Origin of the sequence: Kocuria sp. SM24M-10 (assembly GCF_001027955.1) — a bacterium.
Classification (GTDB): Bacteria; Actinomycetota; Actinomycetes; order Actinomycetales; family Micrococcaceae; genus Kocuria; species Kocuria oceani.
In genome coordinates this window covers 1-19,699 of record NZ_LDNX01000098.1, presented here as the reverse complement: position 1 = coordinate 19,699, position 19,699 = coordinate 1, and the positions used below count along the sequence as shown (strand labels likewise).

The 19,699-nt window shown below is 74.9% G+C and carries 20 protein-coding genes; 12 read left to right on the top strand and 8 right to left on the bottom strand.

All coding sequences use genetic code 11. The annotated features are described in order from the left end of the window. The 3 genes from ABL57_RS11015 to ABL57_RS11005 form a co-directional block, all read right to left on the bottom strand. Window positions 1-1,576: SDR family oxidoreductase (locus ABL57_RS11015; RefSeq protein ID WP_238986038.1), on the bottom strand; the 1,576-nt coding region annotated here is incomplete at its 3' end. A 152-nt stretch (window positions 1,577-1,728) separates the two neighbouring features. Then, the gene (locus tag ABL57_RS11010; protein WP_047803520.1) at window positions 1,729-2,844 is read right to left on the bottom strand and encodes an acyl-CoA desaturase; all 1,116 of its coding nucleotides are present in this window, start codon (window positions 2,842-2,844) and stop codon (window positions 1,729-1,731) included. 59 nt (window positions 2,845-2,903) lie between these two features. Further along, window positions 2,904-3,956, bottom strand: coding sequence for a ferredoxin reductase (locus tag ABL57_RS11005; RefSeq protein WP_047803519.1), 1,053 nt, complete (start codon window positions 3,954-3,956; stop codon window positions 2,904-2,906). Between the two features lie 94 nt (window positions 3,957-4,050). Here ABL57_RS11005 and ABL57_RS11000 point away from each other — a divergent pair, with 94 nt between their 5' ends. Beyond that, window positions 4,051-5,247: a CdaR family transcriptional regulator gene (locus tag ABL57_RS11000; protein WP_047803518.1), complete on the top strand. Its 1,197-nt coding sequence runs from the start codon at window positions 4,051-4,053 to the stop codon at window positions 5,245-5,247. A gap of 17 nt (window positions 5,248-5,264) precedes the next feature. On the opposite strand, the gene ABL57_RS10995 is transcribed toward ABL57_RS11000, so the two are convergent. Further along, window positions 5,265-6,080, bottom strand: coding sequence for a 1-acyl-sn-glycerol-3-phosphate acyltransferase (locus ABL57_RS10995; RefSeq protein WP_047803517.1), 816 nt, complete (start codon window positions 6,078-6,080; stop codon window positions 5,265-5,267). A gap of 89 nt (window positions 6,081-6,169) precedes the next feature. Next, complete coding sequence (locus ABL57_RS10990; protein WP_047803516.1) at window positions 6,170-6,829, bottom strand: TetR/AcrR family transcriptional regulator; 660 nt, start codon at window positions 6,827-6,829, stop codon at window positions 6,170-6,172. A 111-nt stretch (window positions 6,830-6,940) separates the two neighbouring features. Here ABL57_RS10990 and ABL57_RS10985 point away from each other — a divergent pair, with 111 nt between their 5' ends. Beyond that, window positions 6,941-8,416: a YhgE/Pip domain-containing protein gene (locus tag ABL57_RS10985; protein ID WP_053004915.1), complete on the top strand. Its 1,476-nt coding sequence runs from the start codon at window positions 6,941-6,943 to the stop codon at window positions 8,414-8,416. Window positions 8,417-8,547: 131 nt separating this feature from the next. After that, complete coding sequence (locus ABL57_RS10980) at window positions 8,548-9,087, top strand: DUF4870 domain-containing protein (RefSeq protein ID WP_047803515.1); 540 nt, start codon at window positions 8,548-8,550, stop codon at window positions 9,085-9,087. A gap of 9 nt (window positions 9,088-9,096) precedes the next feature. On the opposite strand, the gene ABL57_RS10975 is transcribed toward ABL57_RS10980, so the two are convergent. After that, entirely contained in the window at window positions 9,097-10,347 is a 1,251-nt protein-coding gene (locus ABL57_RS10975) for an MFS transporter (RefSeq protein WP_047803514.1), read from the bottom strand. A 56-nt stretch (window positions 10,348-10,403) separates the two neighbouring features. Here ABL57_RS10975 and ABL57_RS10970 point away from each other — a divergent pair, with 56 nt between their 5' ends. From ABL57_RS10970 to ABL57_RS10945, 7 genes are all read left to right on the top strand, one after another. Continuing rightward, window positions 10,404-11,030, top strand: a complete 627-nt coding sequence (locus ABL57_RS10970; protein ID WP_047803513.1) for a DNA-3-methyladenine glycosylase I — start codon at window positions 10,404-10,406, stop codon at window positions 11,028-11,030. Between the two features lie 60 nt (window positions 11,031-11,090). Continuing rightward, entirely contained in the window at window positions 11,091-11,270 is a 180-nt protein-coding gene (locus ABL57_RS10965) for a hypothetical protein (protein ID WP_047803512.1), read from the top strand. 4 nt (window positions 11,271-11,274) lie between these two features. Then, window positions 11,275-12,108 carry a PhzF family phenazine biosynthesis protein gene (locus tag ABL57_RS10960; RefSeq protein WP_047803511.1) on the top strand — a complete coding sequence of 278 codons (834 nt, stop codon included), beginning with the start codon at window positions 11,275-11,277 and terminating at the stop codon, window positions 12,106-12,108. Window positions 12,109-12,142: 34 nt separating this feature from the next. Beyond that, entirely contained in the window at window positions 12,143-12,277 is a 135-nt protein-coding gene (locus ABL57_RS23310) for a hypothetical protein (protein ID WP_256363814.1), read from the top strand. A gap of 1 nt (window position 12,278) precedes the next feature. Beyond that, window positions 12,279-13,151: an SMP-30/gluconolactonase/LRE family protein gene (locus ABL57_RS10955; protein WP_203225604.1), complete on the top strand. Its 873-nt coding sequence runs from the start codon at window positions 12,279-12,281 to the stop codon at window positions 13,149-13,151. A 69-nt stretch (window positions 13,152-13,220) separates the two neighbouring features. Then, window positions 13,221-14,015 carry a MerR family transcriptional regulator gene (locus tag ABL57_RS10950; RefSeq protein WP_047803523.1) on the top strand — a complete coding sequence of 265 codons (795 nt, stop codon included), beginning with the start codon at window positions 13,221-13,223 and terminating at the stop codon, window positions 14,013-14,015. A 159-nt stretch (window positions 14,016-14,174) separates the two neighbouring features. Next, window positions 14,175-14,885, top strand: coding sequence for a TetR/AcrR family transcriptional regulator (locus ABL57_RS10945; RefSeq protein ID WP_047803510.1), 711 nt, complete (start codon window positions 14,175-14,177; stop codon window positions 14,883-14,885). A gap of 4 nt (window positions 14,886-14,889) precedes the next feature. Here the strand turns inward: ABL57_RS10945 and ABL57_RS10940 are convergent, their stop codons facing one another. Beyond that, a complete protein-coding gene (locus ABL57_RS10940; RefSeq protein WP_047803522.1) occupies window positions 14,890-15,435 on the bottom strand; it encodes a GNAT family N-acetyltransferase in 546 nt (181 codons plus the stop codon). A 130-nt stretch (window positions 15,436-15,565) separates the two neighbouring features. Between ABL57_RS10940 and ABL57_RS10935 the strand changes: the two genes are divergently transcribed. Together ABL57_RS10935 and ABL57_RS10930 are read left to right on the top strand one after the other, a co-directional pair. Beyond that, window positions 15,566-17,701: a 3-hydroxyacyl-CoA dehydrogenase NAD-binding domain-containing protein gene (locus ABL57_RS10935; RefSeq protein ID WP_047803509.1), complete on the top strand. Its 2,136-nt coding sequence runs from the start codon at window positions 15,566-15,568 to the stop codon at window positions 17,699-17,701. 48 nt (window positions 17,702-17,749) lie between these two features. Next, window positions 17,750-18,988, top strand: coding sequence for an acyl-CoA dehydrogenase family protein (locus ABL57_RS10930; RefSeq protein WP_047803508.1), 1,239 nt, complete (start codon window positions 17,750-17,752; stop codon window positions 18,986-18,988). A gap of 89 nt (window positions 18,989-19,077) precedes the next feature. Here the strand turns inward: ABL57_RS10930 and ABL57_RS10925 are convergent, their stop codons facing one another. Beyond that, window positions 19,078-19,422, bottom strand: a complete 345-nt coding sequence (locus tag ABL57_RS10925) for a hypothetical protein (protein WP_053004914.1) — start codon at window positions 19,420-19,422, stop codon at window positions 19,078-19,080. Window positions 19,423-19,699: the final 277 nt, after the last annotated feature.

Here is a 19,699-nt window from a genome sequence, read left to right as displayed (position 1 = left end):
GGGCCGCGGCGTCGCGCGCGGCGGCGGTCCGCTCGACGTCGTGGGTGCCGGCGGCCTGCTCGACGTCGTGGGTGCCGGCGGCCTGCTGGGCGTCCGGTCCCGCGCCGTCCCGCGCGGCGGCCGCGGCCAGGATGTTGCGGGCCATGGAGGGGAAGATGAAGCCGTGGAAGGGCCACACCCCCCACCAGTAGAGCCGGCCGGGCAGGCCCTTCGGGAAGAAGATGGCCCGCTGCCGGTAGCGGCTGCCCTCGCCCTCGGGCTCCACGGACAGCTCGAGCCAGGCCCGGCCGGGGGCCCGCATCTCGGCGTGCAGCAGCAGCTTATGGCCCTCCTCCAGCTCCTCGACCCGCCACCAGTCCACGTACTCGCCGACCTGCAGGTCCGTGGCGTCGCGGCGGCCGCGGTTGAGCCCGGCGCCGCCCACGAGCTTGTCCATGACCCCGCGGACCTGCCAGGCCAGGGGCAGCGAGTACCAGCCGTTGCGCCCGCCGATGGACTCGATGACCCGCCACACCTGCTCGGGGCGGGCCGGGCCGGTCCGGCTGCGCTCGTCGACGAAGACCGTGCGCCCGGCCCAGTCCGGGTCCGAGGGGAGAGGGTCAGCGGCGGCCTCGGAGGAGCTGTAGTGGACGTCCCACGTGGTCTCCACGGAGTTGTCCTCGATCTTCTTCAGGGCCAGGGCCACCGCCCGGCGGTACCCTGCCAGCCCCTCGGGCGGCGGGGGGATGTAGGCGTCGATGTCGTGCTCGCCCGCCACCGCGTCGTGCTGCAGGGACTGCACGAGCGGCACGGCCAGCGCCAGCGGGATCGGGGTGACCATGCCCACCCAGAACCCGGACAACCGCGGGGCCGGCAGGGGGAGGTGGAAGACCACCCGCCGGCGCAGTCCCGCCACGCGGGCGTATCGGCGCATGGCGTCCGCGTAGGTCATCACGTCGCGGGAGCCGATGTCGAAGGTGCGGTTGAGGTCCTCCGGCAGGTCCATCGCGTGGACGAGGTAGTACAGGACGTCGCGCACGGCGATGGGCTCGATCCGGTTGGTCACCCAGGAGGGGGCCGGCATGACCGGGAGGGTGTCGCCCAGGTGCCGGATCATCTCGAAGGAGGCCGACCCGGAGCCGATCACCACGCCGGCCTGGAGGACGACCGCGGGGACCGCCCCGGCCAGCAGGATCTGCCCGACCCGCACCCGCGAGCGCATGTGCTGGGACAGCTCGACCCCGGAGGGGTGCAGCCCGGAGAGGTAGACGATGCGCCGCACCCCGGCCCGCTCCGCGGCCTCGGCCACGGTGCGGGCCATCTGCGCCTCCTGCTCCTCGAACTGCCGGGAGCCGCCCATGGAGTGCACCAGGTAGTAGAGGGTGTGGACGTCCCGGCAGGCGGCGGTCATCCCGTCGAGGTCGTTGAGGTCCGTCTCGGCGACCTCCACCCGGTCCCGCCACGGCACGGAGTGCAACTTGCCGGGGGAGCGCACGGCGACGCGCACGGTGTGGCCCGCCTCCACCATGCGGGGCGCCAGGCGCCCGCCGACGTAGCCGGTGGCACCGGTGATGAGGACGCGCTGGGGAGAGCTCATGGCCTGCCTTTCGTGCGGGTCCCGTGAGCGTACCAACGCCGCCCGACAGGTCCCTGGGGGCCGGCCGGGCCGCCCGGACACGGCGACGGCCGCATCCCGGCGGGATGCGGCCGTGTCCGGCGGCCCCGCAGGACGCGGGCCGGGAGCGCGGGTCAGGGCAGCGCCAGGCGGAACACCTTCGCCCACGCCGAGGCCACCTGCTTGGGCAGGGGACCGGTGGTGTAGGGCAGCTCGTAGCGCTCGCAGATCTCGCGCACCTTCACGGCGACCTCGGCGTAGCGGTTCGAGGGCAGGTCCGGGAACAGGTGGTGCTCGATCTGGAAGGACAGGTTGCCGGTCATCAGGTGCATCAGCCGCGAGCCCGAGATGTTGGCGGAGCCGATCATCTGCCGCACGTACCAGTCCCCGCGGGTCTCGCCCTCGATCTGCTCCTCGGTGAAGGTGTCCGCCCCGGCCGGGAAGTGGCCGCAGAAGATCACGGCGTGCGCCCAGATGTTGCGCACGGCGTTGGCGGTCAGTGTCGCGGTCAGCGCCTGCTTCGCGGAGCCGGTCACGGCCGCCGCGGCGGGCGTGGCCGCGTAGTCCTTGGCGGCCTGCTTCGCGAACTTCGCCCCGAGGGCCTTGAGCCCGCGCCGCAGCTCGGCGACCGGCTTGCGGCCCTCCCGGACCTCGTCCAGCTCGAGGTCGTAGATCGCGATGCCCCACTCGAAGACCGGGGCGAGCAGCGCGTTGTAGAGCGGGTTGCCCAGGTTGCGCGGCGTCCAGGGCTGGTCCTCGTCCATGCGCAGGATCGTGTACCCGACGTCCCGGTCCTTGCCGACCACGTTGGTCCAGGTGTGGTGGAGGTCGTTGTGGGTGTGCTGCCACGCCTCGGCCGGGGTCACGAAGTCCCACTCCCAGGTGGTGGAGTGGATGTCGGGATCGCGCATCCAGTCCCACTGCCCGTGCAGGACGTTGTGGCCGATCTCCATGTTCTCGAGGATCTTGGCGAGGGTGAGCATGCCGGTGCCGGCGAGCCAGGCGGGCTTGTGCTTGGCGAACAGCAGCGCGGCCCGCCCGGCCAGCTCGAGGGAGCGCTGGGTGGCGATCACCCGGCGGATGTAGGCGGCGTCGCGGGCGCCGCGGGTGGCGATCACGGACTCGCGCAGGGCGTCGAGCTCCCGGCCCAGCTCCTCGATCTGGACGTCGGAGAGGTGGGCGGCGGCGGAGGGCTTGGCCCGTCCGGCGGGCCGGCCCTGGTCGAGCAGGAGGGGGGTGACGATGGTCATGGTGTCGCTCCTTCGGGAACGGGATCAGGGGAAGGGGATCAGGTGGTGGGGAGCGGCGCTCAGGCGTCGAGGCTGACGGGGCCGGCGGCCGTGGACACGCACGTCTGGACGAGGTGCCCGGGCTCCCCGTGCACCTCCCCGGTGCGGGTGTCCCGGACCTGCCCGGAGAGCAGGGGGGTCACGCAGGCGTGGCAGATGCCCATGCGGCAGCCGCTGCGCATCATCAGGCCGGCCTCCTCGCCGGCGGCGAGGAGGGTCGTGGCGCTGTCGGCCTCGACCTCGGTGTCGGACTTCTCGAAGGTCACGCGGCCGCCCTCCCCGCCGGAGCCGGGGGCGACGACGGCGGCGAAGCGCTCGACCCGCAGCTCGCCCTCCTCGCGCTGCCACAGGGCCTCGGCGGCGTCGAGGAAGTCCGCGGGCCCGCAGGCGTAGGCCGCACGGTCGCGCCAGTCGGGGCAGGCGGCGTCGAGGTCGCCGGTTCCGGCGAGGTCGAGCCGGCGGCCGCGCTCCCCGGTGAACCACTGGACGAGGCGGAAGCCCGGGAACTGGTCGGCCAGCTCCAGCAGCTCCTCGCGGAAGAGGGACTCCTCGGGCGAGCGGGAGGAGTGCACGAGCACGAGGTCGGCGTCCGCGCGGCGGGGCACCAGCGTGCGGATCATGGACATGACCGGGGTGAGACCGCTGCCCGCGGTGAGCATGAGAAGCGGGCGGGGACTCTCGGGGAGCACGAAGTCGCCCTCCGGCGGGGCGAGGAACAGGACGTCGCCGCGGCGGGTCCCCCGCACCAGGGCGGTGGAGACCTTGCCCATCGCGGTCACGGTGATGGCCGGGTCCTGCCCGGCGCCGGTGCTCAGCGAGTAGGAGCGCCAGTGCCGCACCCCGTCGATCTCCACCCCGATGCGCGCCCACTGGCCGGCCTCGTGCGCGTTCCACCCCTTGCCGGGGCGGAACCGGATCGTCACCGAGTCCGCGGTCTCGGGCACCACGGAGGTCACCAGGCCGCGGAGCTGGCGGGCGCTGGCGAGGGGATCGACGAGCCGGAGGAAGTCCTCCGGGGAGCGTGGGGTCGTGAAGGCCGAGGCGAGGCGGGAGAGCAGTCGTATGGATGGCACCTAATCACTGTGCCGCAAATCCGGTGCCGATTCTCGTTCCGTCACGTACTCTTTCAGTGGAGAAACTGTGTCGTCGGAATGAAAGGGGGCGCCGGTGGATGCACCGCAACATCCGGGCCGGACGGACCGGGAGCTGCCCTGGACGTCCCTGCCCCCGGCCCTCACCCCGCTGCTCGTGCCGCACCTGCCCGCCGTCACGGAGGAGCTGCTGGACGCCGTGCGCCACGACGTCCCGGTCTACGCCCGGCCGCTCGAGGACCTGTTCGGGGACAGCATCCGGCAGGGGGTCGAGGTGGCCCTGACCCGCTTCCTGCACCTGCCCGGGACCGCGCGGCCGGCGCTGCAGCAGGAGGACCGGAGGGTGTACGAGGGGCTCGGCCGCGGCGAGGTGCGGGAGGGGCGGCCCATGGACGCCCTGTTCGCCGCCTACCGCTCCGGGGCCCGCACCACGCTGCGCTCCCTGTCCCGGGTGGCCATGGACGCCGGGTTCGAGGCCTCCGTGCTGATCGGGCTGGCCGAGTCGGTCTTCGCCTACATCGAGGAGCTCTCCGCGGCCAGCGCGGAGGGGTACGCGCTGGAGCAGTCCGAGCGCGCGGGGGAACGGGACCGGATGCTGGACGCCCTCGCGGACATGCTCGTCCGCGGCCACGTGGTGGAGGACTCCGTGCGCAGCGCCGCGGCCGCCGCCGGCTGGCCGGTGCCGGAGCGCGTGGTCGTGGTGACGCTGGCCGCCGACCGCCGGGTGGGCCTGCGCTCCCGGCTGGGGGAGCGGGCGCTGCTCACCTCCCGCCCCGGCGACGTGGTGGCCGTGGTGCCGGAGCCGTCCTCCGCGTCCGGGCGCCAGGACCTGGAACGGGCGCTCACGGGGCGCAGCGCCGTGATCGGCCCGGGCCGGCCCTGGTACGCGGCCGCCGACTCCCTGCGGCTGGCCGCGCTGACCCGTGACCTGATGCGGCGGGAGGAGCCGGTCGGGGAGGGGCCGGTGTGGGTCTCGGAGCACCTCGTGCAGCTCGTGCTGCATGGCGAGCGCTCCGTGGTCGAGGACCTCGCCGCCCAGCGGCTGGCCCCGCTGGACGAGCTGCGCCCGGGGCAGCGGGAGCGGCTCGGCGCCACCCTCCTGTCCTGGCTCGCCCACCAGGGGCAGCGCGCGGCCATGGCGGCGGAGCTGGGGATCCACGAGCAGACGGTGGGCTACCGGGTGAACCAGCTGCGGGAGGTCTTCGGGGAGGTCCTCAACGACCCGCAGACCCGCTTCGAGCTCGAGCTCGTCCTGCGCGCCGGGTTCCGCTGACCCCGGTCCCGCCGGGCTCAGCCGGTGCGCTTGTAGGACTCCCGCTCGCGGTCGTCGTGCGCGGTCTGCTCGGCCGCGGTGATGGCCCCGCCGCCCCGGTGCGCCGGCATCCACCACGCCCCGGGCGCGGGGACGACCGGATAGCTGTCGATGCACCGGTCGATGCCCTCCTGCATCGCCTTCCGCAGCCGCTCGCTCGCCACGCGGACGTCCTCGTCGGCGGCGACGCGCAGCAGCGGGCCCACGTGCACCCGGACGGGAGTCCGCCAGACGTCGCGCAGCCGGATCCCGCCCCGTCCGCGGGTGAGCATCCGGTGCCCGCCCCACACGGCCACGGGGATGACCGGGACGCCGGTCTCCGCGGCCACCCGGGTGGCGCCGGTGCGCAGCGGCCGCACGGTCCAGCTGCGGCTGACCCCGCCCTCGGGGAACACGGCGAGGAACTCCCCGCGCCGCAGCTTCGCCAGGGCCTCCGCGTAGGCGGGGGCCCCGTTGGCGCGGTCGACGACGACGTGGTCGCACAGCCGGCACACCGCGGTCACGAAGGCGCTGCCGGTGTGCTTGCGGGTGATGAGGAACCGCGAGTGGGCCCGCAGCCGGCGCCAGATCACCAGCTGCGCGAACACGAAGTCGAGATAGCCGAAGTGGGTCACCGCCACGACGGCGCCCCGGCCGGGCCGGACCTCCCGGTCCAGCCCGTGCACCACCTGGTCGTCCGGCAGGTGCTCCTCGCCCGAGGTGAGCACCGGCACGCGGAAGAGCCGCACCGCGGCGAGGCCGGCGAGCACGATGGCCCGGTAGGCGTACTTGTTGGGGCGCAGCTGCAGGGCCACGGGCGCTCCTCGGGGACGAGGCCCGCGGTGGGGCCGGGAACGGTCTGCGGGACATCGTAAGCCCGCGCGGCCCGCCCGGCGGCCTCCGCTCAGCGGCGGTCCGCCGGCGGCGTGCCGTCCGCCTCCTCCGGGCGCGTGAAGGCGAGCCAGATCGCCGGCGCCACGTCGTGCTCGGCGGCGCCCTCGGGGCCGTCCGCGAGCCGGGCGTTGAGCGAGCCGTCGTAGGTGGCCAGCAGCATCCGGGCGAGGTCGGCGACCTCGACGGTGAACCGCAGCCGCTGCCGGCGCGCCACCCGGGTGAGCGCGTCGACGACGGCGTCCACCAGGGCGTCGCGGTGTCCGGCCAGCACCTCCCGGACCGCGGGCGAGCGCCGGGCGGTCAGCAGCAGCTCGAGCCGCACGGTGTGCCACGTCGTGTCCGAGGTGTGGTCGGACAGGCCCTCGAGGATCCGCACGACCACCTCCTCCGCGGAGGCGCCGGCGGTGAGCCAGCGCTCCAGCTGCTCGCCGAGCCGGGACACCAGCTGCTCCACGTGGTCCTCGTACACGGCCAGGGCGAGGTCGGTCTTGGAGTCGAAGTTGCTGTAGAACGCACCGCGGCTGAAGCCCGCCGCCGCGCACAGCTCCCCGACGCTCGCGCCCTCGATGCCCCGCTCGGCGAAGACGCCGGCGGCGGTCTCCAGCAGGCGCCGGCGGGTGGCCGTCCGGGAGCGCTTCGCGCCCTCGTCCCTGCCCGGTCCGCTGGTCATGGGGCGGCTCCTTCCCCGGCTCGCACCGGGCACTCGATACATCGGTGTATTCTGACGGTCGACCTGTTCGATACATCAGTGTATCCAATGTTGTGCTGGAAGGCCGTGCCCATGCCCACCGTCCCCGCCCCGTCCGCTCCCCGGCATCTGGCGCAGCCCCGGGAGCGCCCGCCCTGGCGCTCCCTCAGCTTCTGGGCCGCGCCGCTGCTCACCGTCCTGGCCCTGGCCGTCGCGGGGACGGCCCTGTACATGGGCGGGCTCTCCGACCCCACGGCCCACCTCCGGGACTTCCCGGTGGCGCTCGTCAACCGGGACGCCGGGGCGGACGCCGCCGGGGGCGAGCACCGGAACCTGGGCCGTGAGGTCGTCGACGGCTTCGTGGACGGGGCCGAGGGGTCCGACGAGCTCGACCTGAGGGTCCTCGACTGGGACGCGGCGCAGCAGCAGCTGGACTCCGGCCGGGTCTACGCCGCCGTGGTGGTCCCCGAGACGTTCTCCGCGGACGCGACCGGGCTCGTGCAGGGGGCCCTGACGAGCGAGGATTCCCGCCGGCCGCGGATCACGGTCCTCACCGACCCCCAGGCGGGGACGCTGGGCACCCGGCTGGCCGCCGGTGCGGTGGAGCCGGCGCTGCAGGAGGCGAGCGTGCGCCTCGGGGAGCAGCTCACCGCGGCGGCCGAGCAGGCCGAGGAGCAGGCGTCCGCGGCGGTCCAGCGTCGGCTCGCGGACGCCCAGGCGGAGCAGTCGCGGGAGCTCGCCGCGGCCGCCGCCCAGGCCGGGCCCGGCGCCCAGGCCTTCGCCCGGCAGATCGCCGCCGCCCAGGAGGGCATCCCCGGCAGTCTCGCCGCGGAGCTCGCCCCGCGGGTCAGCTCCGCCTCCGCCGCGGCGCTCGCGGACCCGGTCGACGTGGTCGTGGAGGCCTTCCACGAACCGCAGCCCGGCACGGCGCTGGGCATGGGGGCGTTCTACTACGCCGTGCTGCTCCTCGTGCTCGGGCTGAGCGGATCGATCGGGGCGAGCATCCTGATCGACGGGCGCCTCGGGGTGGCGCCCCTGGAGCTCGGTCCCGTCTTCCGCCAGCGGCTGCGGGCGCGGCCGTCCCGGCGGGCGACCTTCCTCATGAAGTGGGGCGTGGTCGTGCTGGCCGGCGCCCCCGCCGCGGGTTCGATGATGGCGGTGTGCGCAGGACTCGGGGTGCCGCTGCCGCACGGGTTCCTCCTCTTCCTGCTGAGCTGGCTGTCGATCGCCACCGTCTCCGCCGTGACCCTCGCCCTCGTCACCGTGCTCGGCAGCGCGGGGCTGGTCCTGGCCATGGTCTACCTCGTGCTCATGGGCCTGCCGTCCGCCGGGGCCGTGGTCCCGCTGGAGGCGCTGCCGGAGTTCTTCCGGGCGATCGCCGCAGCGGAGCCGCTGCACCACATGGCCACGAGCGTGCGCGCGGTGCTCTACTTCGACGCCGTCCCGGACGCCGGCCTGCGGGTCGGCCCGCCGGCCCTGGGGGCGCTCCTGGCGGGCTCCGTGGCCCTGGCCCTGGCCGTGGGGGCGGTCTACGACCGCCGGGCGGGTCGCCGCGGGGCGGTGCGCTGACCCCCCGCCCGGCGCCCGGTCCCGGTATCCCGCAGGACTGCGGTCAACCCCCATACCGCCCCCGGGAACGGCGGTCTACGCTGGCAGCACCGCATCCCACCGCATCCCACCGCACCGACCAGGAGCACGCGATGTCCTACCTTCCTCCGTCCGCCCCCCGCCCGGGCGAGGGCGGCCCCGGCCCCTCCGGTCCCGGCAGCGGGCCCGGCTACGGTCCCGGCCCCTCCGGCGCCGGCTACGGCTACGGCCCCGGCCCCGGCCCCTCCGGCGCCGGCTACGGCTACGGGCCCGGCGGGCCGGCACCGCAGTACCGGGCGCAGGGCGACGACCGCACGATCGCGATCCTCACCCACCTCTCCGGCCTGGTCGGCGCGCTGATCTCCGTCGGCTGGCTCGGCTTCGTGGGCCCGCTCGTCGTGTGGCTCGTCCACAAGGACCGCAACGCGTTCCTGCGGGCCACCGCGGCCGGATCCTTCAACTTCAACCTGTCGATGTGGCTGCTCAACGCGGCCGCCTGGGTCTGCCTGTTCACGGTGATCCTCTTCCCGGTGGCGATCGTGCTGTGGCTCGTGGCCGCGGTGCTGCTCGTGGTCTGCCACGTCCTGGCCGTGCTCAAGGCCAACAAGGGCGAGGTCTACCGCTACCCGCTGCAACTGCCGGTGCTGCGCTGAGCCGGGTGCTCAGGACACCGGGGCCGGCTGCCGGCCCCGGTGGAGGAGCACCACGGCCGCCACGAGGACCAGCAGCGCCGCGCTGAGCCCGTCGAAGCCGACGAGGGCCAGCACGGGGCCGGCCAGCGCGCCCCCGGCCGCCCCGGCGAGGTTCATGAACAGGTCCGAGACGCCCTGCAGCTGCGGCCGCTCGGCCGGCGGGACGGCCTCCGCCACGAGCGCCGAGCCGGCCACCGTGGACGCCGACCAGCCGAGCCCCAGCAGGACGAGGCTGACCGCCACGAGCGCCGGGGCGGCCGAGGCCAGCCAGGAGAGCACGAGCGAGGCCGTGAACGCGGCCTGGCCGAGCAGGACCACCGGGCGGCGGCCGACCCGGTCCGCGAGCCAGCCGAAGACGGGGGCGAGGGCGTACATCCCGGCCACGTGCAGGCTGATGGTCAGGCCCACGAGGCTCAACGACGCGCCGTGGCCGGTCAGGTGCACGGGCGTCATGGACATCAGCGCCACCATGACCGCGTGGCTCAGCGCCACGGTGAGCACGGCACGGCGGGCGGGCGCGGAGGAGCGCAGCACGGCGAGCCCTCCGGCGGGCGAGGGCCTGCCCGTCCCCGCGGCCTCGCCCTCGGCCACGGCCAGCAGCAAGGGGTCGGGGCGCAGCGCGGTGAGGTACACGAGCGCGCCCGCGGCCTGGGCCGCGAGGGCGATGACGAATCCGCCGGTCAGCTCCGGCAGCCCCAGGGCCCGGCCGAGGAGCTCGCCCGGCACGAAGAGGTTGGGGCCCAGCACCGCGCCGATCGTGGTGGACCACACGACGAGGGACAGGTCCCGGGCACGCGTGTCGTCGGCGGCGAGGTCGGTCGCCGCGAAGCGGGACTGCAGGTTCAGGGCCGATCCGGCGCCCAGCAGGGCCAGGCCCAGCAGCAGGACGGGAAAGCTCGTGAGGACGGCGGCGCCGATCGTGACGCCCGCCCCGGCCATCGCGGTGACCGCGCCGGTGCTCAGGGAGATCCGGCGCCCGCGTGCCCGGGCCAGGCGGGCCAGCGGCACGGCGAGCAGGGCCGCGCCGAGGGTGTTCATGGTCGCGGCCATCCCGGACCACGCCGGGGAGCCGGAGACCTCGGTCACGAGCAGGGCACCCAGGGCCAGGGTCGCGCCCACCCCCACCCCGCCCAGGACCTGGCCCAGGGCGAGGACGCGCACGACCCTGCGCTGCAGGGCGCGGCGCTGCGCCGCCGTGTCCGTCGGGTGCATGGCCGCCATCATATACCCCTGGGGGTACGGGCCCCGGGTGCGCGGCGGGTCGGCGGTGTGCTTCCATGCTGGGCATGGACCCTCGACCTGACCTCGTTCCCGGCGCCGACGGGCTGGCCCGCCCGGTCTGGGCCGCGACGGACCCGCTGCTGCGGGCGTACTACGACACGGAGTGGGGTCTGCCGGTGCGCGACGAGCGGGGCCTCTACGAGCGGATCTGCCTGGAGGGGTTCCAGGCCGGGCTGTCCTGGGCCACCATCCTGCGCAAGCGCCCGGCGTTCCGCGCCGCCTTCGCGGACTTCGACCCGGACGTCGTGGCCGGCTTCGGAGACCCCGACGTCGACCGGCTCCTGGCCGACGCCGGCATCGTGCGCCACCGCGGCAAGATCGAGGCCGCCGTCGGCAACGCCCGGGCCACCGTGGCCCTGCGCGCCGAGGGCGGACTGCCCGGACTCGTGTGGTCCTTCCGCCCCGCGGCCACCTCGCGCCCGCGCACGGCCGCCGAGGTGCCCACCCGCTCCGCAGAGTCCGAGGCCCTCTCCCGGGCGCTGCGGGCCCGGGGCTTCCGCTTCGTGGGGCCGACCACGATGTACGCGCTGATGGAGGCCGTCGGGATCGTGGACACCCACCTGGTGGGCAGCCACCGGCGGGGCAGCTCCGGGGTCTGGCCGGAGCCGGACGGGCGTGCGTAGGATCGTCAGCACCGATCCCGGCGGCGCCGCGCGCCGCCTCCCGGCAGGAGGCCAGAGACCATGTACGACAACAGCCGGCAGCCCAGCGCGGTGCTGCCCCTGATCCTGAGCACCGTCGGCTCCGTCCTGGTCGGCATGGTGGTGCAGCGGCTGCGCCGGGACCGCGCCGCGGCCCGCGGCGCCGTGCCCACCCGCGGCGAGCGCGCGGCCCGGGCCCGCCGACGCGGGCCGGTGCTCTGAGGCCGTGACGAGCCGCGCGATCAGCTGGGTGGACGTCTTCTCGCCCACGCCCCTGGGCGGCAACGCCCTCGCCGTCGTGCACGGGGCCGACGCCCTGGGCGAGGACACGATGGCCCGCTTCGCCCGCTGGACCAACCTGTCCGAGACGACCTACCTGCTCGAGCCCACCGTGCCGGAGGCGGACTACCGCGTGCGGATCTTCACCCCCGGAGGCGAGCTGCCGTTCGCCGGGCACCCCACGCTGGGGACCGCGGCCGCCTGGCTCGCCCTCGGGGGCCGGCCCGCCGGGGAGGACGTCGTGCAGGAGTGCGAGGTGGGCCTGGTGCCCCTCCGGCGCCGCGGGGACGAGCTGGCCTTCGCCGCGCCGCCCCTGCTGCGCTACGAGCCGGTGGCGGAGCCGGAGCTGCTGGACCGGGTGGCACGGTGCCTGCGCCTGGACCCCTCGGCCCTGCTCGACGTCTCCTGGCTGGACAACGGCCCCGGCTGGATCGGGGTGCGCGTGGCCGACGCCGCGACCGTGCTCGGGCTGCGGGCCGACTGGTCCGCCATGGCCGGGCTCAAGCTCGGGGTGGTCGGGGCGCACCCGGCGGGCGCGGAGTGCGACGTCGAGGTGCGCGCCTTCGTGGGGGACTGGGTGGTGGAGGACCCGGTCACCGGCAGCCTCAACGCGGGCCTGGCCCGCTGGCTCACCGACAACGGCTGGGCCCCGGAGGCCTACGTCGCCGCCCAGGGCACCGTGCTCGGGCGCACGGGCCGGGTGCACGCGCGGCGGGAGGCGGACACGATCTGGATCGGCGGCCACGTGAGCCCGGTGGTGCGCGGCACGGTGGAGCTGTAGGCCCGCCGCGCGCCGGTGTCAGTATCGTGGGGCCATGAGCACCCTGGGAATCCTCGTCCGCACCCGCCGGCCGGCCGCACCGGGGGGCACCATCGAGGCGGCCCCGGCCACCGCAGGGGCCGGCCGCGGCTGTCCGGGCCGGCCCCCGGCGGCCGAGAGGAGCCGCTGAGATGGCGGTGCAGCGGCTGAGCGCCGAGCGGATCACCGACTCCGTGACCTACCACGGGGAGGGCCCGTGCTGGTCCGACCGGTGGGGCGGGCTGCGCTGGGTGGACATGCTCGCCGGGGACGTGCTGTCCTTCGGCGAGGACGGGGAGGTCCTGCGCCGGCACGTGGGGGACGTGGTGGCCTGCGTGCGACCGCGCGCGACCGGCGGCGCGGTCCTGGCGGTCGAGACGGGGGTCGCGCTCGAGGACCCGGACGGCACCGTCCACCCGCCCGAGCTGTTCTGGCAGCCCGGCACCGTGCGGATGAACGAGGGCGGCGCGGGCCCCGACGGGTGCTTCTACACCGGCTCCATGGCCTACGACCAGGCCGAGGGCGCGGCCACCCTCTACCGGGTGCACCCCGACCTCCGGTGGGAGCCCGTGCTGGAGGGCGTCACGGTCTCCAACGGCATCGCCTGGTCCCCGGACGGCACTCGCGCCTACTACAACGACACGCCCACCGGGAAGGTCGACGTGCTCGACTGGTCGCGGGACCGGGGGCTGCACCGCCGGCGGACCTTCGTGGTGCCGCAGCTGGAGGAGGGGCAGGACGTGCACCCCGACGGCTTGACCGTCGACTCCGCAGGAGCGGTCTGGGTGGCCCTGCACGGCGCCGGCCAGGTCCACCGCTACACCGCCGAGGGCGAGCTCGACGCCGTCGTGGAGGTGGGCGCCCGGCAGACGACCGCGTGCTGCCTGGGCGGGCCGGACCTGCGCACCCTCTACATCACCACGTCCCGGGAGAACCTGGAGGCGGGCGAGGACCCCGCCGCCGGATCCCTGTTCTCGGTGCGGGTGGACGTCCCCGGCCTGCCCGTCCTGCCCTTCGCCGGCTGAGCGCGATGCGCACCCCCCGGCGCCGACGGGCTTGACCCTCACGCGACGGGAGGCCCCAGGGTGGAGGACATGGACGGACAGCGGCCCGTGACGACGGGCGAGAGGCTCACGGTGGGACAGGTGGCGGAGCGCTTCGGCGTCACCGTCCGCACGCTCCACCACTACGACGACGTCGGCCTGCTGCGCCCGAGCGAACGCTCGGCCGGCGGCTACCGCCTGTACACGGACGAGGACCTGCTCCGGCTGCGGCACGTCGTGGTCTACCGCCGGCTCGGCTTTCCCCTCGAGCGCATCGAGGAGCTGCTGGCCGCGGACGAGCCCGGGGCCGTGCTGGCGCACCTGCGCCGGCAGCGCGAGTCCGTCCTGGCGAGGCTGGCCGAGCTGTCCGGCCTCGTCACCGCGATCGACCGAGCACTGGAGAAGGAAATGACCGGAATCGACCTGACCCCGCAGGAACGGCGCGAGCTGTTCGGGGACGGCTTCAGCGACGAGTACGCGGCCGAGGCCGAGCGCCGCTGGGGCGACACCGACGCGTGGGAGCAGTCCCGCCGCCGCACCGCCGGCTACGACGCGGAGGAGTGGCGGCGGATCGCGGCCGAGACCGCGGCGATCAACCAGCGGTTCGTCGAGGCCCTGCGCGCCGGGCTGCCCGCGACCTCGGCCGAGGCGATGGACGCCGCGGAGGCCGCGCGGCGCCAGATCCACGACCGCTTCTACGACCTCTCGCCGGAGTTCCACCGGGCGCTGGGGGACATGTACGTGGCGGACCCCCGGTTCACGAAGACCTACGAGGACCTGGCGCCCGGGCTGGCGCAGTACGTCCGGGACGCGATCCACGCCAACGCCGACCGCGCCGCGGACTGAGGACCGCGCCGCTCGTCCCGCCGCGTGCCCGGGCACCGGCCCGGGGACACGGCGGCCTCCGCGTGCCGGCCCCCAGGCCCGGCGCCCGGGGGACGACGTGCGGAGGACGACGTGCGGGCCGGGCAGGCCGCCGGTCTACGATCGAGCGGAGGAGGAACCATGACCGAGACCCCCCGGGCTGCCCCGGACGTCGTCACCCGCTCGATCCGCCTGCTCGCCGAGCAGGGCTGGGAGTCCACGACCGTGGACCGGCTGGCACAGGCGGCCGGGATCAGCCGCGCCACGTTCTTCCGCAAGTACGGGTCCAAGGAGGACATCGTCTTCGCGGACCACGCCGCCAACCTCGAACGGCTCGAGCAGCTGCTGGCCCGGTCCGGCGCCACCCCGGGCACGGATCCCGCCGTGGTGCTGCGCGAGGGCGTGCTGCTGGTCTTCCGCCACCACCTCGACCACCGCGAGCGCGCGCTCGCGCGCAACGCCCTGCTCCGGCAGGTGCCGCAGCTGCGGGAGCGGGAGCTCATCACCTCCCACCGCTACGAGCGGGTCCTGCAGCGCTACCTGCGCTCCGCGCTGCCCGAGACCCCGGCCCGGGCCACCCTCGCCACGGCGCTGTCCGCGGCCGCGGTCGCGGTGCACAACGCCTATCTGCGGGGCTGGTTGCGCGCCCCCGAGACCGACCCGTCGGCGGAGCTGGCCGCGCAGACCGAGCGGCTGGCCCGCGCCCTGGTCGCCGGGTTCGGCCACCCCGGGGCCGCACCGGCCGGCGAGCCGACGGCCGCCCGCGCGCGGCCGGCCGTCGTCGTCACCGTGCTGGACCCGGCGGCGGACACGGAACAGGTCCTGGCCTCCGTGCGGGACGCCCTCCGGTGAGGGCTCAGACCTCGTCGGCGAGGATCGCGTAGATCAGCTCGTCGCGCCACTCGCCCAGCTGGCGGTGGCTCTGGCGCAGCGTCGCCTCCAGGCGCATGCCGATGCGCTCGCAGACCTTGGCGGAGCTCACGTTGAGCGCGTCCAGGCTCGCGCAGACGCGGTGGGCGCCCAGCGAGGCGAACGCGAACTCGATGGCCGCACGCGCGGCCTCCGAGGCGATGCCCTTCCCGGCGTGGTCGGGATGGACGACCCAGCCGATCTCGACCTGGTCGGCCTCCGCCTCCGTGAGCGTCAGCACGATCTCGCCCACGAGCTCCCGCGAGCCCTTCGGGGACACGGCGAAGCGGACGTGGTCCCCGTCCCGGCTCCAGGGGCGCAGCCCGCTGTTCTCGGCGAGGGCCCGCTCGCACTCCTCGCGGGTGCGCGGGCCCCGCCACGCGTACTGCGCGTAGTCCTCACGACGCTGGTACGAGTACATGGGCTCGAGGTCCGCGGCGTCGAAGCGGCGGAACACGAGGCGTTCGGTCTCTGGAGGCAACACATCGATCATCAGTAGCGATACTAATGCCTCGGGGCGCCGGACGGCGCGTCCCGCCATGACGCTGAGACTCAATACCTTGACGTGATACTCCGTATCAGTCAGAGTGGTGCCGATCACGTCCCGTCCCAGGAGTCCGTCCATGGCACCCGCCCCGCACGCCCCGTCCTTCCCCTCCACCGTCACGGTCGCCGTCGAGCACCTCGTGCTGCCCGGCCGGCACCTCCCGAGCGCCCTCGTGCGGCTGGACTCGACGCAGCCCGGCGGGCTGATCATCTGGGGTTCCGAGGCCCTGGGGCAGCTGCGGGACGTCCTGCGCTCCGTGGACCAGTCGGCCGTCGAGGCGATCGTGGTCACCGGCAACGCCCGGTCCTTCGGCGCGGGGGCCGACCTCAAGGAGATCCGGCACGCGCAGCTCAGCGGCGTCTCCGCCTCCTACGTCGGCCTCGGGCACGAGGCCTTCGGCATCCTGGCCGACGCGGAGGTGCCGACCTTCTCCCTGCTCACGGGGCAGGCGCTGGGCGGCGGGCTCGAGCTGGCCCTGCACACCGACCACCGCGTGGCCCACCCGCGCACCGGCCCGCTCGGCCTTCCGGAGTGCCGGCTGGGCTTCTTCCCGGGCTGGGGCGGCGTCCACCTGCTCCCGCACCTCGTCGGCCCGGCCGCGGCCCTGCGCATCATCGTGTTCGATTCCCTGCGCGGCCGCCACGTGAAGGCCCGGGAGGCGCAGGAGCTCGGCCTCGTGGACGTCGTGCTCGACGCCGCGCCGGGGACCGAGCAGTGGGACCCCGCCTGGCAGCGGTGGGTGGCCGGCCGGCTCGCCGCGCTCGACGCCGGGGAGCCCCGCCGGCGTCCCGGCGCACCGGGCCGGGCGGACGACCGGGAGTGGCAGGAGGCCGTCGAGCAGGCCCGCGTCCGCGCGGAGCGCACTTGGCACGGCGCCGCCCCGGCTCCGCTGGTGGCGATCGACCTCGTCGCCGACGCCCGCACCGAGAGCCGCACCGAGAACGGGGCCAAGGCCGTCGCGGCCTTCGCGGAGCTCGTCCGCGGGGACGTCGCCAAGGCCTCCCTCTACGCCTTCGAACTGGTCTCCTCCCGCTCCCGGCGGGCCGCCGACGTGCCCGAGGCGGCGCCGAAGCCCCTGCGCAAGGCCGCCGTCATCGGCGCCGGGCTGATGGCCGGACAGCTCGCCTCCCTCATCGCCGGAGGTGCCCGGATCCCCGTGGTCATGACCGACCTCGACGACGAACGGCTCGCCGCCGGCGTGGCCCGGACCCGGGAGCGCTTCGCCGCCCAGGCCGCCAAGGGCCGGATCACAGCAGAGCAGGCCGAGCAGCTCGGCGGTCTGATCACCGCCGCGAGCGGACCGGAGGACCTCGCCGACGCCGATCTCGTGATCGAGGCCGTCTTCGAGGACCTCGACGTCAAGAAGGCTGTCTTCGCCCAGTGGGAGAAGGTCGTCCGGCCGGACACCGTCCTCGCGACGAACACGAGCTCCCTGTCCGTCACCGCCATGGCCGAGGGCCTGCGCCACCCCGAGCGGGTCGTCGGCTTCCACGTGTTCAACCCCGTGGAGGTCACCCCGCTGCTCGAGATCGTCGCGGGGGAGCGGACCGGTGACGTGGCGCTGGCCACCGCCTTCGACCTCGCCGCCACGCTGCGCCGCACGGCCGTGCGGGTCCAGGACGCCCCGGGCTTCGTGGTCAACCGCGTGCTCACCCGCATGTTCGACGTGGTGGTGCGGGCGGTCGACGCGGGCGCCGACGTGGCGACCGCCGACCACGCCCCCGACCCGCTGGGGCTGCCGATGACGCCGCTGCGGCTGCTCGACTTCGTGGGGCCGGCGGTGCTGCACCACGTCGGCGGCACCATGCAGCGGGCCTACCCCGAGCGCTTCGCCCGGTCCCCGTGGATGGACGCGGTGGTCGAGGCGGGGCTCACCCACGTCCTGCCGACCGAGCGGGCCCCGGAGACGGGGGCGGACGGCTACCTCGCCGCCGAGGCCGCCCGGTTGCTCGAGCGCACCCGCGCCGAGCACCCCGAGCTCGCCGCGCACGCCCCGGCCTCCGCCGAGGAGCTGCTCGCCCGCATCCAGGACGCCCTCGCCGAGGAGATCGGCGCGATGCTGGCCGAGGGCGTCGTCGCCGGACCCGAGGACGTGGACCTGTGCATGATCCTGGGCGCCAACTACCCCTTCCACCTCGGAGGGATCACCCCGTACCTCGACCGCACGGGCGCCGCTGCCCGCGTCCTCGGCCGCCGCTTCCACCAGGACTGACCCGGCACCGCCCTCCACCCGACCGCTGAACGACCGAAGGATGCTCCGATGACCGCCACCCCCGAGACCGGCGAGAGCCTGTTCCCCGCCGGCACCGTGGAACCCGACTACGTCCTCGACGAGGCCCTCGGCACGGACGCGGCCGGCGCCTTCGAGTCCGTCTCCGACGCCGACCGCGAGCACTGGATGCGGGCGCGGGCCTTCGTCCAGGAGGACCTGCTGCCCGTGATCGCCGGGCACTGGGACAGCTCCGAGTACTCCCTCGACCTCGTCCGCCGGCTGGGGGAGCTCGACCTGCTGCGCGACGGTGTGGCGGTCGACGGCTACCCCGGGATGTCCAAGACCGCCGCCGGGCTGGTCAGCATGGAGCTCTCCCGGGGTGACGGGTCCATCGCCACCGTCTCGGGCGTCCAGGGCGGGCTCGCCATGCGCTCGATCGCGATGTGCGGTTCCGAGGAGCAGCGCCGGCGCTGGCTGCCGCGCATGGCCACCGGCGAGCTGCTCGGCGCCTTCGCGCTCACCGAGCCCACGCACGGCTCGGACTCCGTGAGCCTGGAGACCCGCGCCACCCGGGTGGACGGCGGCTGGCTGCTCAACGGCGAGAAGAAGTGGATCGGCAACGGTTCCATGGGCGGGATCACCGTGGTGTGGGCCCGCTCCGACGAGGACGGCCAGGTCCGCGGCTTCGTGGTCCCGCAGGAGAGCCAGGGCTACACCGGCACGACCATCCGCGGGAAGCTCGCCCTGCGCGCCATCCACCAGGCGCACCTGCGCTTCGAGAACGTCTTCGTCCCCGAGGAGAACGCACTCCCCGCGGCCCGCTCCTTCAAGGACACGGCCGCGGTGCTATTCGCCACGCGGGTCAGCGTGGCGTGGGGCGCCGTGGGGCACGCCCAGGCCTGCTACGAGACCGCGGTCCAGTACGCCGCCCAGCGCGTGCAGTTCGGCCGGCCGCTCGCCGCGTCCCAGATCGTCCAGGAGCGCCTGGCCCGGATGCTGAGCGAACTCACGCAGATCCAGCTGCTCGTGGCGCGGATGACCGAGCGGGAGGAGGCCGGGACGCTCACGGGCGAGCAGGCGTCCCTGGCGAAGTACACCTCCACCCGGACGGCGCGCTCGATCGCCGCGAACGCCCGTGACCTCATGGGCGGCAACGGCATCCTGATCGAGCACCGCGTCGCCCGGCACTTCGCGGACATCGAGGCTCTGCACACCTACGAGGGGACCGAGACGATGCAGGCCCTGATCATCGGGCGGAGCATCACGGGGCTCTCCGCGTTCGCCTGAGCCGCGCACCCGCACCCCTCGGACGGTGCCCGGACACGAGGACGCCCCGGCCGTGACGACCGGGGCGTGCTCGTGTCCGGGGACCGCGCTCAGGAGAGCGGGTCGCCGCCGGCGTGGAACGAGTCGTTGCTCGAGTCGACCTCGTCCTCGAATCCCGAGTTCTCGGGCACGTCGAGATTGTCGAGGGCCTCGCCCATGCCCGGCTCCTCGGGCGGGATCTGCTCGTCCCCGGCCTCGAAGCGGGCCTCGGCCGTCTCGTCCCGCAGCTGCTGCTCGGAGGGGACCACCGGGTGGGCGGGATCGGCGCGCTCGTCCGCCGCGTCCACCTCGGCTCCCTCGATGAGCGGGTCGTCGCGCCAGTGGTCGGGGTCGACCTCCGCCGCGCCCTCGTAGGTGTCGGGGGTCTCCGGCAGTTCTTCCGGTGAGGTGCCCATCTGCTGTCCTTTCGGTTGACGGTCACGGATGTGTCATCAGCCTACGCACGAATCCGCCCGGGCCGAGGGGTCAGGACGGGCGTTCGCGGACCGCGTGCACGGCCCCGGCCCGGACCGTCCCCGGCCGCTCCGGGGCGCGTCAGCGGGGGACCCTCGGCGACGCCGTCAACGGCCTCCTGGCGTGGTGGTGGGTGTTTTGACGGGGTGGGGGGGTGGGTGTAGTGTCGTCCGGGTTGCTGCGGGTGGGCGAGGTTCTCGCCCCGTGGTGGCGGTAGGT